Below are 14,769 nucleotides of genomic sequence, written 5' to 3' on the forward strand. Positions count from 1 at the left end.
CTTCGGTGAACGTCCGCTCCCCTCAAGAGGGCGGCAAGGCGCATGTCCTTATCACCGGGGCGTCGAGCGGCATCGGGCGCGCCCTGGCGCTCGCCTATGCGCGCGACGGCGCAAGCCTTGTGTTGCTTGGGCGCGACGCCGAACGGCTCGAGGCGACCGCGCGCGCCTGTCTCGACGCCGGCGCTGAAGGGGCCGAGACTCACATCGCCGACGTGCGCGATCGCGAAGTCATGGCGCGGATCGTTCAGTCCGCGCACGACAAGCGCCCGATCGACATTCTCGTCGCCAACGCCGGCGTCTCAACAGGGCTGTCGCCCGGCCAGATTGTTGAAACGCCTGATGCGGTGCGCGCCATGCTCGCGATCAACGTCGCCGGGATATTCAACACGGTCGAACCCGTCATATTGCCGATGTGCGCGCGCAAAAGCGGCAGGATCGCCATCGTGGGCTCGATGGCCGGCGTGCGGGCGCTGCCCCATTCGCCAGCCTATTGCGCGGCGAAGGCATGCGTTCACATGTGGGCGGACTGCCTGCGCGCCCAGCTCGCGTCGCACGGCGTGCATGTCGCGCTGATCGTGCCGGGTTATGTGAAGACGCCGATGTCGGCGCGCACCATTGTGAAGACGCCCTTCTCGGCGCGCACTGTCGCAAAGCCATCGGCGTCGGCGAGCGTCGAATCATGGCAACCCGGCGCTCTGTCCGATGAAGACGCCGCGCGCATCATCAAGAAAGGGCTTGAACGCCGCCGCAACGTCATCGCCTTTCCTCGGTATATGTATTGGGCGATGCGCCTGTTCTCCTTCTTTCCGGCGGCGCTCGTCGACGGCGTCATGCGCCAGTTTCCCGCCGAGGTGCCGGAAACGTCGGAGCGCGGGGAAAGGTGATTTTCGAAATCATCACATGGGCGGCGGCGATCTACTGGCTCATCGCCACTGCTTTGCTCTTCGTCTCAGTGGCGGCGACCATCGTGCAACCTAGGATCGCCGCCCGACGCGCCACGCGACGAGATCAGCCGGCGGTCTCCGTGGTTCTGCCGGTCAAGCTGGTCGACGATCAATTTGATCGCACGCAAGAGTCCGCGCTGACGCAGCATTATCGCGACTTCGATGTGACGGTCTCCGCAACCGACCTCGACTCGCTTGCCGTTCAACGCATGCGCGCCATTTTCGCGCGTCATCCGACCATCCCGTCGCGCGTTCTTCTTTCCACGGCGAAATTCGCGGTAAGCCCGAAGGTCGACAATCTTTACGCGCCCTTTATGGAGGCGACCCATGACGTCATCTTGATGAAGGACGCCAATGTGCTGCTCGAGCCTGATGCGCTGGCGCAGCATATGCGGAACCTGACGGACGACGTCGGGCTGGTCTGCGCCATTCCCTATTGCGCGCGGCTCGAAAATTTCGCCGCCCATGTCGAAGCCGCGATCATCAACGGACCGCATGCCCGCATGCTGTTTCTGGCGTCGGCGTTGGGGCAGGGACATGGAGTCGGCAAGATCATGCTGTTTCGTCGCGCCGACTTCCTGCGCGCCGGCGGCTTTAACGCCATTTCTCATACGGTCGGCGAAGACAACGCCCTGGCCAAGGCGATGCGACGCATCGGCAAACGACCGGTTTTTTCGCACCTGCCGGTGCGGCAGGAACTCGGCGCGCGCGATTTCGCGGACGTCTATCAAAGGCAGTTGCGCTGGAGCGTCATTCGCCGCAATGACGAACTCGTCTCCTTCCTCGCCGAGCCAATATGTCAAGCGCTTCCGGCAGTTATGGCCTCGGCGCTGGCGGCGCCGCTGATCGGCCTCCACCCCGCCCTGGCGGCGGCCGCAACGCTTTTCCTGTGGTTTGCGGTGGAGATATTGCTTTATATGGCCAAAGGATGGCAATTATCCTGGGTCGCGCCGGCGGTGTTTGTGGTTCGCGAGGCGGCCATGCTGGCGGTCTGGTTGAACGCCTGGGTCACTGATCGCGTGGTCTGGGCGAAGAGCAGCGTGGACACCCGGGCGGGCGCGAGGCCTGCGCCGGTTCCGCACGAAGAAGGATAGGCCGTTTGGTGCTGGGGCTTTTTCAATTCCTTGTCGACGCAGTCGTGATTGTCTGCGCTTCGATACTGGCGGCGATCGGGATCGGCTATCTCGTCGTCATCGGCCGCTTCTTCTATGACCAGCTGCGGCGCGTGCGCGATTCGGAAGCGCCCGCGACGCCCGACAGCGATTTGCCGCGAGTGCTGCTGCAAATCCCGGTGTTTAACGAGCCGCTCGTCACTGAGCAATCCTTGCGCTGCGTCGCGCTTCTGGACTGGCCCAAGGAAAAGCTGCGCATTCAGCTTCTCGATGATTCAACCGACGAGACGAGCGCGCGCGCCGATGCGGTGGCGGCGGAGCTTCGCGCCGGCGGCGCGGTGATCGACCATGTGCGCCGAGCCGACCGCTCGGGATTTAAGGCGGGCGCCTGCGCGCACGGCCTCACGATTACCGATGAACCTTTCGTGGCGATGCTCGACGCCGACTTCCGCCCGCCGGCCAATTGGCTCAGGCGAACGGTGCCGCTGTTTCTGATCGACGATCGCGTCGGCTTCGTGCAGTCGCGCTGCGAATTCCAGAATTTCGAAAAGAACTGGCTGACGCGCGCGCAGGGACTCGTGCAGGACGGGCATTATCTCGTCGAGCAGCGCTCGCGCGCGCATGCGGGCTGGCTCTTCCAGTTCAACGGCACGGGCGGCATCTGGCGGCGCGCGACGATCGACGACACCGGCGGCTGGTCGGACTATTCGCTGTGCGAGGACCTCGATCTCACCGTGCGCGCGGCGCTCAATGGCTGGCATGGTTTGTTCGTTTCCGAACCGCCGATTCCCGGCCAGGTGCCGGAGGGAATCCGCGACTTCCGCCGTCAGCAAAGGCGTTGGTCCAACGGCTTCGTGCAGGTGGCGCAGAAGACCATTCTGCCGATCTGGCGCTCGCCTTGGAGCCTGACGCGCCGCGTGATGGCGATCTCCCTTATCGCCCATCAGATTTTCTTCCCCACCGCCGCCATCGGATTCATCGCCTTTGTTCTTGGCGGGCTCTTGCACGGATCGCTCGCGCCCTATGCGGATGTGTTGGAAATCATCGGGATCATGACGGCGCTGGTGGCGCTTGGCATCACGCTGCCGCCCTATCTCGCGCTCAAGCGCGGGACCATTGTCGATTATCTGAAGACGGTCGCGTCAATTCCGCCGCTGATGATCTATCTCGCCTTCGCCAATGGCGCGAAAATCCTGCAGACTCTGCGTGGACGCAAATCGACGTTCAAGCGCACGCCGAAGCTCGATCATGAGCCAGCGGCGCCGATCGACGCCAAAGCGGAGTAGGGCGAGAGACGCGAAGCGCGCGTTCACTCGAGCCGCGCCGGCGCCTCGAAAGCGCCGCCGTCGGTGACAATCGTCAGCGTGGCGTCGGCGGCTTTGGCGGGAGCGTCGCCGGAAAAAAGCTTAAGCTCAAAGTCATCTCCTGCGCGCGCGCTCTCGATGAAGAATGGCTCTTTGGCTTCCGCGAAGAGGTCCTTCGCCTTGCCGGGTCCGAGGTAGCGAAGCCGCCAAGACCCATCCGCGCCGCCGCGCGACAGCGCAAAGCGTTTTTTCGCTTCCTCCGCGGTGAGTTTTTTCGGCACAAGCCGTTCGCTTTCAGCGATCGCCGCCGCATGCGGCGAGGCGCCCTCGCGGGGCAGCTCCAGCGACAGATCGGCGCGCGCGGGCAGGCAGATTTTGCCGCATGACACGTAATCCAGCACGAGATTTAGCGTCACCGGCGCGTTGGGATCGCGCGGCGTCACTTTCAGGGGGAGAAGGACGCGGGACTCATAGCCGGCGACGACGGTTCCCGCCTCGTCGATATGTTTGGGAACCGGATATGACGGTTCGACCTTGGCGACATTGACGGATTTCGAAAAGTCGAACGCGGGCGCGGAGCCGGCTTCGCCGGGCTGACGCCAGTAGGTGATCGTCTCCGGATCGAGCGCGATCTCGACGGCGGCGCGGTAAGCGCCGCTCTGCGGAGGTCCGGCCGACAGAAGCCGAGCGCTGGACGCCGCGCTTTTGACGGCCGCGGAAGCGAAATTCGCGTTCTTGGCGAGCGTCCCATTCAACACGCCCTGCGCGAGCGTTGCGGCGAGTTGCGCGAGTATCAGGAAATTGTAACGCGTCATAGGTCTGCGGCGGCCCGTCTTTCAGTCAAGGCAGTCAGTTACGTCGCTTGTACGTCACTTGCGCCGCTTGTTCTTGAAGCGCGGCGAGCGTAGCATGACCCTATGAGGCCAGCTGGCAAGAAGCAAGATTTCGCGGCCAGGGTGAGCGAACGCCGCAGCGGACATGCCGCTGAGCATCGCTTCCTTGACGGCCAACTGCTGATCGCAATGCCGAGCATGCTGGATCAGCGCTTCGCGCGGTCGGTGATTTATCTCTGCGCCCATTCCGAGGACGGCGCGATGGGCATCGTGGTCAACCAGCCGGCACGCGTGCGCAATTTCCCCGATCTCCTGGTGCAGCTTCAGGTGATCGCGCCTCAAGAGCGCATCAGCCTGCCAAGCCGCGCCGAAGACATCCAGGTGCTCTCCGGCGGGCCGGTGCAGACCGACCGCGGCTTCGTGCTGCATTCGCCGGATTTCTTCCTCGATAATTCGACGCTGCCGATCGACGACGGCGTGTCGCTCACCGCGACCATCGACATTCTGCGCGCCATCGCGGCGGGAGAGGGCCCCGACCGGGCGCTGCTTGCGCTCGGCTATGCGGGCTGGGACGCGGGCCAGCTTGAAGAAGAGATTCAGCGCAACGGCTGGCTGAATTGTCCCTCCGATCCTGCTTTGCTGTTCGATCGCGACCTCGATACGAAATATGCGCGCGCTTTGCGTTCGATCGGCGTCGATCCCGAACGGCTGTCTTCAAACGCCGGACACGCCTGAGTTTCAGGCGATCGACAGCCGCCTCGAGGATTGAACAAAGCCCTCCTGTATGTCATTGTCATACGCATGAGCAGCGCGTCCCAGACAACGGTTTTGAGCGTTCGGGTCAATTCCGATGAACGCGCCATCCTCGAAGCGGCGGCGGCTCAAGCACACACGACGTTGAGCGATTTCGTGCGCCGCAAGGCGGTAGAGTCCGCCGAAGCCGAAGTGCTCAACCGCAGCGTCGTCACTATTCCAGCGGAAAATTGGGCGGCGTTCGAGGCATGGCTGCACAAGCCCGCCAAAGCGATTCCTGCGCTTGCGGAACTCGCCAAACGTCGGCCGTCCTGGGAGCAATAGGTGGCGGTTCGTCCGCCGCGCCCGCTCCTTGAGTGCGATCATCGCGAATTATTTGACTGCGGGCGGGAGTCGCTCAACGGCTGGTTCCGGCGCCATGCCTGGCTCAATCATCTGAGCGGCGCTTCCCGCGTCAATGTCATGATCGACTCGGCCTCAGGCCGTATCGTCGGCTATGTCACGCTCAGCGCCGCGCAGATCGAACGCGGCTTCCTTCCCAAACCGCAACAGCGCAACCAGCCGGATCCTTTGCCGGCGACGCTGCTCGGTCAGCTTGCGGTGGATAAGGTCTTTCAAAAGCAAGGCCACGCCGTTTCCTTGCTTCAGTTTGCCCTTAAGACAGCCATTCACGCCGCCGATGCTGTTGGCAGCGTTGGCGTTGTTACCCATCCCCTCGATGAGGAGGTGCGCAGCTTCTATGCGCGACGGGGCTTTCAGGATTTGCCGTTCGATCCCCGCCGCGCGATGTTTGTGCGCATGGTCGATTTACGGAAGGCGTTTCGCTCGTGAGCCGACTGAAGGCCGGCGCATAGTCTACCGATCCTTCCCTTGCTGGAAGCGAGTCGTTGAGCGCCAGCGCCATGAAATGCGGCCCCGAATAGGGCGAGCCGAAGCCTGCCGCAAGCTCAGGCCGAAACCCGAAACGGCCATAAAAGGCGCCGTCGCCTAATACAAAAATCGCGCCCCACTTGTCGTTCTGCGCACGCGCCATGGTCCAGCGCAGGAGAGCGCTGGCGACGCCTCTTCTGCGATAGGCTGCAGCGACGGCGACTGGACCGAGCCCAAGCGCCGGGAAGGGAGCTTTCATGCTCGACAAAGCGGCATATCCGACGATGAGCCCGTCGATGGCGGCGACGCAACCGAGGACCAAATCGCCTTCCTTGCGCAGCGCCTCGACGAGTTTGGCCTCACCCGATCGTTGGAAGGCCGCAGTGAGCAGCTCGCCTATGGCCGGATAATCTTCGGCGGTTTCTTCGCGAAGAATTGCGCTTCCGGTCATGGCGCCGGGTTGCTGTGCAAATGATGGATGGCGTCGATGCGCCGCTCGATTTCCCGCGTGTTTGTGAACTCGATCGAGGCGAGGTCGGTTTCGAGCTGCGCCATCGTCGTTGCGCCAATGATATTTGAGGTGACGAAGGGCCGCGACGTGACGAAGGCGATGGCGAGCTGCGCCGGATCGGCGCCGATGTCACGCGCCAGCGCCAGATAGGCGTCGATCGCCTGTTCGACTTCCGGCTTCTCATAGCGTTGCGCGCGCTCGAAGAGCGTGGTGCGCGCGCCGGGCGGCCGCGCCCCGCCTTGATATTTGCCGGTGAGATAGCCTTGCGCGAGCGGCGAATAGGCGAGCAATCCGACGCGATCGCGCTCGGCGAATTCGGCAAGGCCCATTTCGAAGGTGCGATTAACAAGATTGTAGGCGTTTTGAATCGAAACGACGCGCGGGCCATGTCCGAGTTCGGCGGCGCGCAGGAAACGCGCGACGCCCCACGGGGTTTCATTGGACAGGCCGATATGGCGAACCTTGCCGGCGCTGACGAGCCGCGTCAGCGCTTCGAGCGTTTCTTCGATCGGAATTTCTTCTCGCTTTGTCGGCCGTCGGTAGGTCGTTCCGCCAGCGCCCCAAAGCGGCAATGAGCGATCCGGCCAATGCAATTGGTAAAGATCGACATAGTCGGTTTGCAGCCGTTTGAGCGAGCCCTCGATCGCATGGTCGATGTTCTTGGCGTCGAGAACGGTTCCGGCGCCTCCGGGACGCAGCCAATTGGCGTCGCCGCGCCCGGCGACCTTGGTGGCGATGACGACCTTGTCGCGGTTCTTGCGCGCGGCAAGCCAGCTTCCGATGATGCGCTCGGTCGACCCTTGAGTCTCTGGCCGCGGCGGAATGGAATAGATTTCCGCCGTATCGATGAAATTGACGCCGCGATCGAACGCATAGTCCAATTGCGCATGGCCTTCCGCCTCGCTGTTCTGCTCTCCCCACATCATCGAGCCGAGACAGATTGCGGAGACCGAAAAGTCGGTGTTTCCGAGTTTGCGATATTCCACGATGCGATCCCTAGCGAGGCCGCGAACGGGCGCTCGTCGAAGCGACGCCAAACGTCGACGATTTTGGCCAGTCGCGCAGAATGACGCGCCCGCGACGCCTATTGTCTCTTTTCGTTGACAAGTTCGAGAAGGCCAACTCTTTCAAATTCATCGGCGACGCGCGCCAGCCAGGTCCGCACATAGCCGCGCAGTACAAAGGAATGTTCGGCCGGCTGGCCCTGTGCGTCCAGATTGGCGATGAATGTTGAGAAGGGCGCGCCGGAAAGTTCGACCTGCTCATAGGCGAGTTCGCTGAGTTTGGGGATCGTGATCTCGCCCGAAGTGACGACATCTTCAAAATATTTCGCGTGGGTTTGCGGATCCCACTCGAAGAAGGTCGTGTCGTTGACGTGGTTCTTCACCATGAAATAATTGGCGCCCGCGACATAGGGCGCGATCTCGGCGATCTCCTCCAGCGACGAGATGGAGGGGCCGATCACATGCAGCAAGACGAACCGGAATTCGCCGCCCTTCACCGCATCGAAGAAGCCGATCTCGTCGAGCGCTCGGAGCGCGGGACTGAGGCCGCCGGCGCGCACGTCGATGACGCTGATCTTGGCTTGCGAGGTATTCAGCGTGTCGATGATTTTCATCTGATCGGCAGGCTCGGTCAGATCGACGATCATCGTCTCCTCGGGGTGGAAGCGATGAAGCGTCCCGCGCGGCGTCTCGGTATCGAAGGCGCGCGCATGGATATTATTGAGCGATAGAAAATCGAGGATCGCTCTTGCGATCGTCGTCTTGCCGACGCCGCCCTTGTCCGCGCCGACGACAATGACCGCCGGACGAACGGCGGCGCTTGAGGCGGAAACCTTGGCCTCAGCCGTTCGAGCCCGGCTTTCAGGCATCCGTTTGGCTGGCGCCGCCCTGGTGGTTTTGACCGGCTTCTTAGCCATGAGTGCTCCTCTCGGGTCTCGCGCTGGCGCCGCTGTTCATGGGGGACAAGAGCGCACCAAACATGGTTTTTGGGCGCTTGTCAGCCCCGATTGAGCTAACCGCGGATGGCGCTGCAAATGTGACAGAACATAACAACAAATAAAATTTGTTATTATGTTCAAAGTTCCATGATTAGATCGTGAATTGACATTCGCGCGGTTTGGAGGTTTATGCGTTCGAAATACAGAACGTCCGCTCCGGCGCGCCGGAGCGGACCAGTCGGCGCGTCAAAAACATGAGCAACATCGAGAACATGGCAGCGCATCGGCCCGCGCACTTGCCCCAGCAAACTCTTCCGACCCTTCATGTGGAGGACCGTCACGGCGCGGTCCATGAGCTGGAGGCGGTCGAGGGTTGGCGGCTGATGGAGATTTTGCGCGACCATGGCGTCGGCATGGACAACACCTGCGGCGGCGCTCTTGCATGTGCGGAATGCCATGTCGTCCTCGACGCGGAGTCGGCGCGGCGGGTGCCGCCGCCGAGCGACGAGGAAATCGAAAAGCTCGATGAATTGCCGATGCTTTATGAACATTCGCGGCTGTCCTGCCAGATTATCTGGTCGGATGACATGAGCGGGCTTCGACTAAAGCTGGCGCAGGAAACGTGATGGCCCAGTTCAAACATCCGCAGATTCTGATCGCCTCGAATCTGACCGATGGCGAAGTGGTGTTTCTCGGCGCATCGGGCTGGGAGCGCGACCATCGCCGCGCCCGCGTCGCACGGAGCGCCGAAGAGGCGGCGGCGCTCGAAGCCTCTGGCAAGCGCGACATTTCGGCCAATCGCGTGGTTGACGTCTATCTCGCCGACGTCGAGATCGGCGGCGACGGCGCGCCCACGCCCATGCATTATCGCGAGAAAATGCGCTTGAAGGGGCCGAGTGTTCGCCTCGATCTCGGCAAGCAGGCGGCGGGAGGCGCGCCGTGACCGCTCACGATCCCGAAGCGATGCGTCGGGCCAATGCGCCGACGACGACCTATCGCTACGATGAATATGACGCCGCCTTCGTGCGCGAACGCGTGGCCGAGTTTCGCGAACAGGTGCGCCGCAGGCTTTCCGGCGCGCTGACCGAAGAGGAGTTCCGTCCGTTCCGGCTGATGAACGGACTCTATCTCCAGCTTCACGCCTATATGCTGCGCGTCGCCATTCCCTATGGGACGCTGACCGCGCGCCAGATGCGCCGGCTCGCCGAGATCGCCGACAAATGGGACAAGGGCTACGGCCATTTCACCACGCGCCAGAATCTTCAGTACAATTGGCCGAAGCTCGTCGATACGCCGGACATTCTCGAAGCGCTCGCCGACGTCGACATGCACGCCATTCAGACTTCCGGCAACTGCATCCGCAATGTGACGGCGGATCATTTCGCCGGCGTCGCGCCGGACGAAATCGAAGATCCGCGTCCGACCGCGGAGTTTCTTCGCCAATGGTCGAGCCTGCATCCTGAGTTTTCGTTTCTGCCGCGCAAATTCAAGATCGCGGTGACTGGCGCCGAGCATGACCGCGCCGCGATCATGGTGCACGATATCGGTCTGCGGATCGTCAGGAACGATGAGGGCGAGATCGGCTATCAGGTCGTCGTCGGCGGCGGTCTCGGCCGTTCTCCCTTTGTCGGTAAAATCGTCAGCGACTTCGTGCCGCGTGAAGATTTGCTCGCCTTTGTCGAAGCGATCATGCGCGTCTACAATCGCTTTGGCCGGCGCGACAACAAATATAAGGCGCGAATCAAAATTCTCGTCCACGAGAAGGGCATCGACGACATCCGCGCGGCGGTCGAAGAAGAATTCGCCGCGATGGACCGCTCGGTATTTTTCCACGATCCGGCTGAGTTCGAGCGCGTCGCCGGCTTCTTCGCGCCGCCGCCTTACGAATCGTTGCCGCGCGACTCGCAAATGCTGCGCGCCGCGAAATTGGAAACGCCGGCTTTCGGCAATTTCGTCGACGTTAATGTCACCGCGCATAAAATCCCCGGCTACGCCATCGTCACGGTTTCATTGAAGCCGATCGGCGGCGTTCCCGGCGACGCCACGTCCGATCAGATGCGCGTGCTGGCCGACGCCAGCGAACGCTTCGGCTTCGGCGAATTGCGCGTCAGCCATGAGCAGAACATCATACTGCCGCATGTGAAGGAGGACGATCTCTTCGCGCTGTGGCGGATGCTCGACGCCGCCGGATTGGCGACGGCGAACGCCGGCCTCGTCTCCGACATTATCTCCTGCCCGGGTCTGGATTACTGCTCGCTCGCGACCGCGCGCTCGATCCCGATCGCGCAGGCGATTTCGAAACGCTTTTCGGACATGTCGCGGCAGCGGCGCATCGGCAAGCTCGGCATCAAGATCTCCGGCTGCATCAACGCCTGTGGCCATCACCATGTCGGCGCGATCGGCATTCTTGGTCTCGAAAAAAAGGGCCAGGAATCCTACCAGATCACGCTCGGCGGCGATCCGACTTTTTCCGCGTCGATCGGCGAAATTCTCGGACCCGGCGTGACCGCGGAGCAGACGCCGGACGTGATCGAGCATCTCGTCGATTTCTATCTCGCCGAGCGCGAGGAAGGCGAAGCCTTCATCGACACCTGGCGGCGCATCGGTCATGCGCGCTTCAAAGACGTTCTGCGTCGGGAGGGCGAAGATGGCGCTGATATCTGACGGCCGCTTTATCGAGGACGGCTGGCGGCGCCTTGCTGAAGAAGAAGCGCTGCCGAAAGCGGGAAAGGTCATCGTGTCGCTGGCCCGGCTTCAACACGCCATCGACGTCCTTGGCCCGGAGTCGGCGCTTGGCGTGATCGTTCCGAACACGACCGAACCGTCGGCGCTCATCGAGGCGTTGCCGCGATTGGGTCTCGTCTCGATTTCTTTCCCCGCCTTCGCCGACGGGCGCGGCTTCTCCTTGGCGCGCCTGCTGCGGCGCGCGGGATTTAAGGGCGAACTTCGCGCCAGCGGGCGGCTCGTCGCCGATCAATACGCCCATGCGGTTGGCTGCGGCTTCGATACGATCGAAATTCCCGACGATCTCGCCGAGCGCCAGGATGAAGAACAGTGGCGCGCCGCGCTCAACGCCTATGCGATGAGCTACCAGCGCGGCTATTCAGGAAGCGGCTCGATTCTCGAGGCGCGCCGGAGGGCGGCGCGGCCATGAAGGCTTCAATCGCTGAAACGCTGGCGCTGCGATTGGAGCCGCTCGATCTCGATCATCGTCTGCTGCTGCTGCGCGAATTTATTCCCGGCCGGATCGTGTTCACCACGAGTTTCGGCATTGAGGATCAGCTCATCACGCATTCGATCTTCACCCAGGGACTCGATATCGACGTCGCGACGATCGATACGGGCCGGCTGTTTCCCGAAACCTATGAGCTCTGGGAGCGCACCGAAGCGCGCTATGCGCGGCGCATTCGCGCCGCCTATCCGCAGGCGGCGCCGCTCGAGGCGCTGATCGAAGAGCAGGGGATCAACGGATTCTATAACTCGGTCGAGGCGCGCAAGGCCTGCTGTCACGTGCGCAAGGTGGAGCCGCTGTCGCGGCTGCTTGCCGGCGTTTCTGCCTGGGTGACGGGGCTTCGGGCGGATCAGTCCGAGGCGCGCGCCGACGCGCCCATCATCGCCTTTGATGAGACGCACCGGCTGCTCAAGCTCAATCCGCTCGCGGACTATACGCGAGAGGCCGTCGCCGCGGCGGTCGAGGAGTTTTCCGTGCCGATCAACGATCTCCACGCCAAGGGCTTTTTGTCGATCGGCTGCGCGCCATGCACGCGCGCCGTGCTGCCGGGCGAGAGCGAGCGCGCCGGCCGCTGGTGGTGGGAAGATGACGGCAAAAAGGAGTGCGGCCTTCATATCGGCGAAGATGGCGTGTTGCGTCGCGGCGCGCCGCAAGAGGCAAACCAATGACCGCGCTCGCTGTGCGCCCGCTCGGCTATCTCGATCGCCTCGAAGCCGAGAGCATCCATATCATGCGCGAGACCGTCGCCGAATGCGAACGGCCGGTGATGCTCTATTCGATCGGCAAGGATTCGGCGGCGATGCTGCATATCGCCATGAAGGCCTTTTATCCGTCGAAGCCGCCGTTCCCGTTGCTCCATGTCAATACGACATGGAAATTTCGCGAAATGATCGAATTTCGCGACCGTCGCGTGAAGGAGCTCGGCCTCGAACTGATCGAGTACATCAATCCCAAAGGGATTGAGATGAACATCAGCCCTTTCATTCATGGCTCGAAGCTTCATACCGAGATCATGAAGACCGAGGCGTTGAAGCAGGCGCTCGACAAATATAAGTTCGACGCTGCATTCGGCGGCGCGCGCCGCGACGAAGAGAAGTCGCGCGCCAAGGAGCGCGTGCTTTCCTTTCGCACCGCGCAGCACCGCTGGGACCCCAAGAATCAACGGCCCGAATTCTGGCGTCTTTACAATACGCGAAAGGCGCCCGGCGAGAGTCTGCGGGTTTTTCCGATGTCCAATTGGACCGAGGCGGATATCTGGGACTATATCGCGCGCGAAAATATTCCCGTCGTTCCGCTCTATTTCGCCAAAGAGCGGCCGGTCGTGCGCCGCGGCGGCACGCTCATCATGGTCGATGACGATCGCATGCAGCTCGCGCCCGGCGAAGCGATCGAACATAAGATGGTGCGGTTTCGCACGCTCGGCTGCTATCCGTTGACCGGCGGCATCGAAAGCGGCGCGGCCAGTCTCGACGAGATCATTACCGAAATGCGCGAGAGCCGCTCTTCGGAGCGCCAGGGGCGGCTCATTGATCACGACGGCTCCAGCTCGATGGAGCAAAAGAAGCAGGAAGGGTATTTCTAAGATGCACGGCGCCGTCGTTGCCGCATCGCCGTCGCGCGCGCTTCTGCGCCAAGCCGGGGAAAAGCCGCTTTTGCGGTTCATCACCTGCGGTTCGGTCGACGATGGCAAATCGACCCTGATCGGGCGTCTGCTCTACGACGCCGACCTTGCGCCCGACGACATTATCGCGGCGCTCGAAAGCGATTCAAAGAAGCATGGCACGCAGGGCGAGGCGCTGGATTTCGCGCTGCTCGTCGACGGTCTTGCCGCCGAGCGCGAACAGGGCATCACCATCGATGTCGCCTATCGCTATTTCGCCACCGACAGGCGCAAATTCATCGTCGCCGACACGCCCGGCCATGAGCAATATACCCGCAACATGGCGGTCGGCGCCTCGACCGCCGATCTTGCCATTCTGCTTGTCGATGCGCGCAAGGGCATTCTGCCGCAGACTCGCCGGCACAGCGTCATCACCTCGATGTTCGGCGTGCGTCATGTCGTTGTCGCGGTCAACAAGATGGATCTCGTCGGCTACAGCGAAGAGGTGTTCCGCAAGATCGAGTCGGATTTTCGTGCCTTCGCCGACAAGCTTCGCTTCGCCTCCATTTATGTCGCGCCGCTTGTCGCCAAGGATGGCGACAATCTCGTTCATCGCAGCGCCAATATGCCTTGGCACGACGGGCCGCCGCTTCTTTCCTATCTCGAAGGCGTCGCGGTGGACGACACGACGCAGATCGCGCCGTTTCGCATGCCGGTGCAATGGGTGAACCGCCCCAATCTCGACTTCCGCGGCTTCTCCGGCTTCATCAGCGGCGGCAATATTCGGCCGGGCGATATCGTGCGCATTCTGCCGTCGGGGCGCGATACACGCGTCGCCAGGATCGTCACCTTTGACGGCGACCTCGACAGCGCCGTGTCCGGCCAGTCGGCGACGCTGACGCTCGCCGAAGAGATCGACGTTTCGCGCGGCGATCTTTTATGTTCGCCGGTCTCGCCTGCGAAAATCGGCGATCGGCTCGAAGCCAAGCTCCTATGGCTGGTGCGCGAGCCGCTTGTCGCCGGCAAGAGTTATCTCTTAAAGATCGGAACTAAAACGGCGCCTGCCGCCGTGACTGTCGTTGATACGCGCATTGATATTGAAACCGGCCAGTCGCAGCAGCTCACTAGCGGCGCGACGCTCGCGTTCAACGAAATCGGCGACGCGCGCCTGTCACTTGAAACTGTGATTGCCTGCGACGCTTATGTCGAAAATCGCGAAACCGGCGGATTCATTCTCATCGATCGCGTCACCAATGAAACGGTCGCGGTCGGCATGGTCAAAGCGGTCGCCGCGTCGAACGGCCGAGCCTCGCCGCCGCTGACCGAGCTCAGCTACGCTTCCATGGAAGGCCTGCCGCTGGCGCGAGAGTCGTTCAAACCGACGCCGACGCGCAGTCTGGTGAAAGCGCTTTCCTGGCTGCTGCCTGCAAGCGTTTCGACCTTCCTGATCGTTTACGCCTTCGTCCAAAGCATGGAGCTCGCCGCAAAAATCACCGGCGTCGAATTGCTGGCGATCTTCGCGCTGTATTATCTGCACGAGCGGTTCTGGTTACGATTGAGCTTTGGACTTGCGTCGGAAGAAGCGCGCAACGGAGAAGATCCGGGCCTGTGATAAGAACTGGGTTTGATGTGCTTGCTGGGCCCGTCATTCCCGGCCGGCCGCACGCC

The 14,769-nt window shown here is 62.3% G+C and carries 16 protein-coding genes and 1 pseudogene; 13 read left to right on the forward strand and 4 right to left on the reverse strand.

The window, feature by feature from the left end; all coding sequences use genetic code 11:
• Nucleotides 1-5: 5 nt before the first annotated feature.
• From AB7I51_RS01660 to AB7I51_RS01670, 3 genes are read left to right on the forward strand one after another with little or no spacing between them, the layout of a single operon-like run.
• Entirely contained in the window at nucleotides 6-884 is an 879-nt protein-coding gene (locus AB7I51_RS01660) for an SDR family NAD(P)-dependent oxidoreductase (protein WP_428402767.1), read from the forward strand.
• Nucleotides 881-2,038: a glycosyltransferase gene (locus AB7I51_RS01665; RefSeq protein ID WP_428402766.1), complete on the forward strand. Its 1,158-nt coding sequence runs from the start codon at nucleotides 881-883 to the stop codon at nucleotides 2,036-2,038. The genes AB7I51_RS01660 and AB7I51_RS01665 overlap by 4 nt, the downstream gene beginning before the upstream one ends.
• An 8-nt stretch (nucleotides 2,039-2,046) precedes the next feature.
• Nucleotides 2,047-3,342 (forward strand): glycosyltransferase family 2 protein, encoded by a 1,296-nt coding sequence (locus tag AB7I51_RS01670; protein WP_428402765.1) that lies wholly within the window; start codon nucleotides 2,047-2,049, stop codon nucleotides 3,340-3,342.
• A gap of 23 nt (nucleotides 3,343-3,365) precedes the next feature.
• Here the strand turns inward: AB7I51_RS01670 and AB7I51_RS01675 are convergent, their stop codons facing one another.
• Nucleotides 3,366-4,175 carry a protein-disulfide reductase DsbD domain-containing protein gene (locus AB7I51_RS01675; protein ID WP_428402764.1) on the reverse strand — a complete coding sequence of 270 codons (810 nt, stop codon included), beginning with the start codon at nucleotides 4,173-4,175 and terminating at the stop codon, nucleotides 3,366-3,368.
• Nucleotides 4,176-4,277: 102 nt separating this feature from the next.
• Here AB7I51_RS01675 and AB7I51_RS01680 point away from each other — a divergent pair, with 102 nt between their 5' ends.
• The 3 genes from AB7I51_RS01680 to AB7I51_RS01690 all read left to right on the forward strand — a co-directional run bounded on the left by AB7I51_RS01680 (nucleotide 4,278) and on the right by AB7I51_RS01690 (nucleotide 5,777).
• Complete coding sequence (locus AB7I51_RS01680) at nucleotides 4,278-4,928, forward strand: YqgE/AlgH family protein (RefSeq protein ID WP_428402763.1); 651 nt, start codon at nucleotides 4,278-4,280, stop codon at nucleotides 4,926-4,928.
• 66 nt (nucleotides 4,929-4,994) lie between these two features.
• A complete protein-coding gene (locus tag AB7I51_RS01685) occupies nucleotides 4,995-5,270 on the forward strand; it encodes a DUF1778 domain-containing protein (RefSeq protein ID WP_428402762.1) in 276 nt (91 codons plus the stop codon).
• A 138-nt stretch (nucleotides 5,271-5,408) separates the two neighbouring features.
• A complete protein-coding gene (locus AB7I51_RS01690) occupies nucleotides 5,409-5,777 on the forward strand; it encodes a GNAT family N-acetyltransferase (RefSeq protein WP_428402761.1) in 369 nt (122 codons plus the stop codon).
• 133 nt (nucleotides 5,778-5,910) lie between these two features.
• On the opposite strand, the pseudogene AB7I51_RS01695 reads toward AB7I51_RS01690, so the two are convergent.
• The 3 genes and pseudogenes from AB7I51_RS01695 to AB7I51_RS01705 all read right to left on the reverse strand — a co-directional run.
• Nucleotides 5,911-6,267: pseudogene (locus tag AB7I51_RS01695) on the reverse strand (GNAT family N-acetyltransferase); the annotation flags it as partial.
• Complete coding sequence (locus AB7I51_RS01700) at nucleotides 6,264-7,313, reverse strand: aldo/keto reductase (protein WP_428402760.1); 1,050 nt, start codon at nucleotides 7,311-7,313, stop codon at nucleotides 6,264-6,266. The pseudogene AB7I51_RS01695 and the gene AB7I51_RS01700, both read right to left, overlap by 4 nt.
• Nucleotides 7,314-7,411: 98 nt before the next feature.
• Entirely contained in the window at nucleotides 7,412-8,248 is an 837-nt protein-coding gene (locus tag AB7I51_RS01705) for a hypothetical protein (RefSeq protein WP_428402759.1), read from the reverse strand.
• 275 nt (nucleotides 8,249-8,523) lie between these two features.
• On the opposite strand from AB7I51_RS01705, the gene AB7I51_RS01710 reads away from it, so the two are divergent.
• The 7 genes from AB7I51_RS01710 to cysN are packed head-to-tail and all read left to right on the forward strand — an operon-like array spanning nucleotide 8,524 to nucleotide 14,713.
• The gene (locus tag AB7I51_RS01710; RefSeq protein WP_428402758.1) at nucleotides 8,524-8,895 is read left to right on the forward strand and encodes a 2Fe-2S iron-sulfur cluster-binding protein; all 372 of its coding nucleotides are present in this window, start codon (nucleotides 8,524-8,526) and stop codon (nucleotides 8,893-8,895) included.
• Nucleotides 8,895-9,212 carry a DUF2849 domain-containing protein gene (locus AB7I51_RS01715; protein WP_428402757.1) on the forward strand — a complete coding sequence of 106 codons (318 nt, stop codon included), beginning with the start codon at nucleotides 8,895-8,897 and terminating at the stop codon, nucleotides 9,210-9,212. The genes AB7I51_RS01710 and AB7I51_RS01715 overlap by 1 nt, the downstream gene beginning before the upstream one ends.
• A gap of 20 nt (nucleotides 9,213-9,232) precedes the next feature.
• Entirely contained in the window at nucleotides 9,233-10,933 is a 1,701-nt protein-coding gene (locus tag AB7I51_RS01720; protein WP_428402827.1) for a nitrite/sulfite reductase, read from the forward strand.
• Nucleotides 10,917-11,423 carry a DUF934 domain-containing protein gene (locus AB7I51_RS01725; RefSeq protein WP_428402756.1) on the forward strand — a complete coding sequence of 169 codons (507 nt, stop codon included), beginning with the start codon at nucleotides 10,917-10,919 and terminating at the stop codon, nucleotides 11,421-11,423. Before AB7I51_RS01720 ends, AB7I51_RS01725 begins: the two co-directional genes overlap by 17 nt.
• Nucleotides 11,420-12,169 (forward strand): phosphoadenylyl-sulfate reductase, encoded by a 750-nt coding sequence (locus AB7I51_RS01730; protein WP_428402755.1) that lies wholly within the window; start codon nucleotides 11,420-11,422, stop codon nucleotides 12,167-12,169. Before AB7I51_RS01725 ends, AB7I51_RS01730 begins: the two co-directional genes overlap by 4 nt.
• Nucleotides 12,166-13,083 (forward strand): sulfate adenylyltransferase subunit CysD, encoded by a 918-nt coding sequence (cysD, locus tag AB7I51_RS01735; RefSeq protein WP_428402754.1) that lies wholly within the window; start codon nucleotides 12,166-12,168, stop codon nucleotides 13,081-13,083. The genes AB7I51_RS01730 and cysD overlap by 4 nt, the downstream gene beginning before the upstream one ends.
• A 1-nt stretch (nucleotide 13,084) precedes the next feature.
• On the forward strand, nucleotides 13,085-14,713 hold the full coding sequence (cysN, locus tag AB7I51_RS01740) for a sulfate adenylyltransferase subunit CysN (protein ID WP_428402753.1): 1,629 nt from the start codon (nucleotides 13,085-13,087) through the stop codon (nucleotides 14,711-14,713).
• Nucleotides 14,714-14,769 lie beyond the last annotated feature (56 nt).

It is taken from the genome of Methylocystis sp. (assembly GCF_050246715.1).
GTDB lineage: Bacteria > Pseudomonadota > Alphaproteobacteria > Rhizobiales > Beijerinckiaceae > Methylocystis.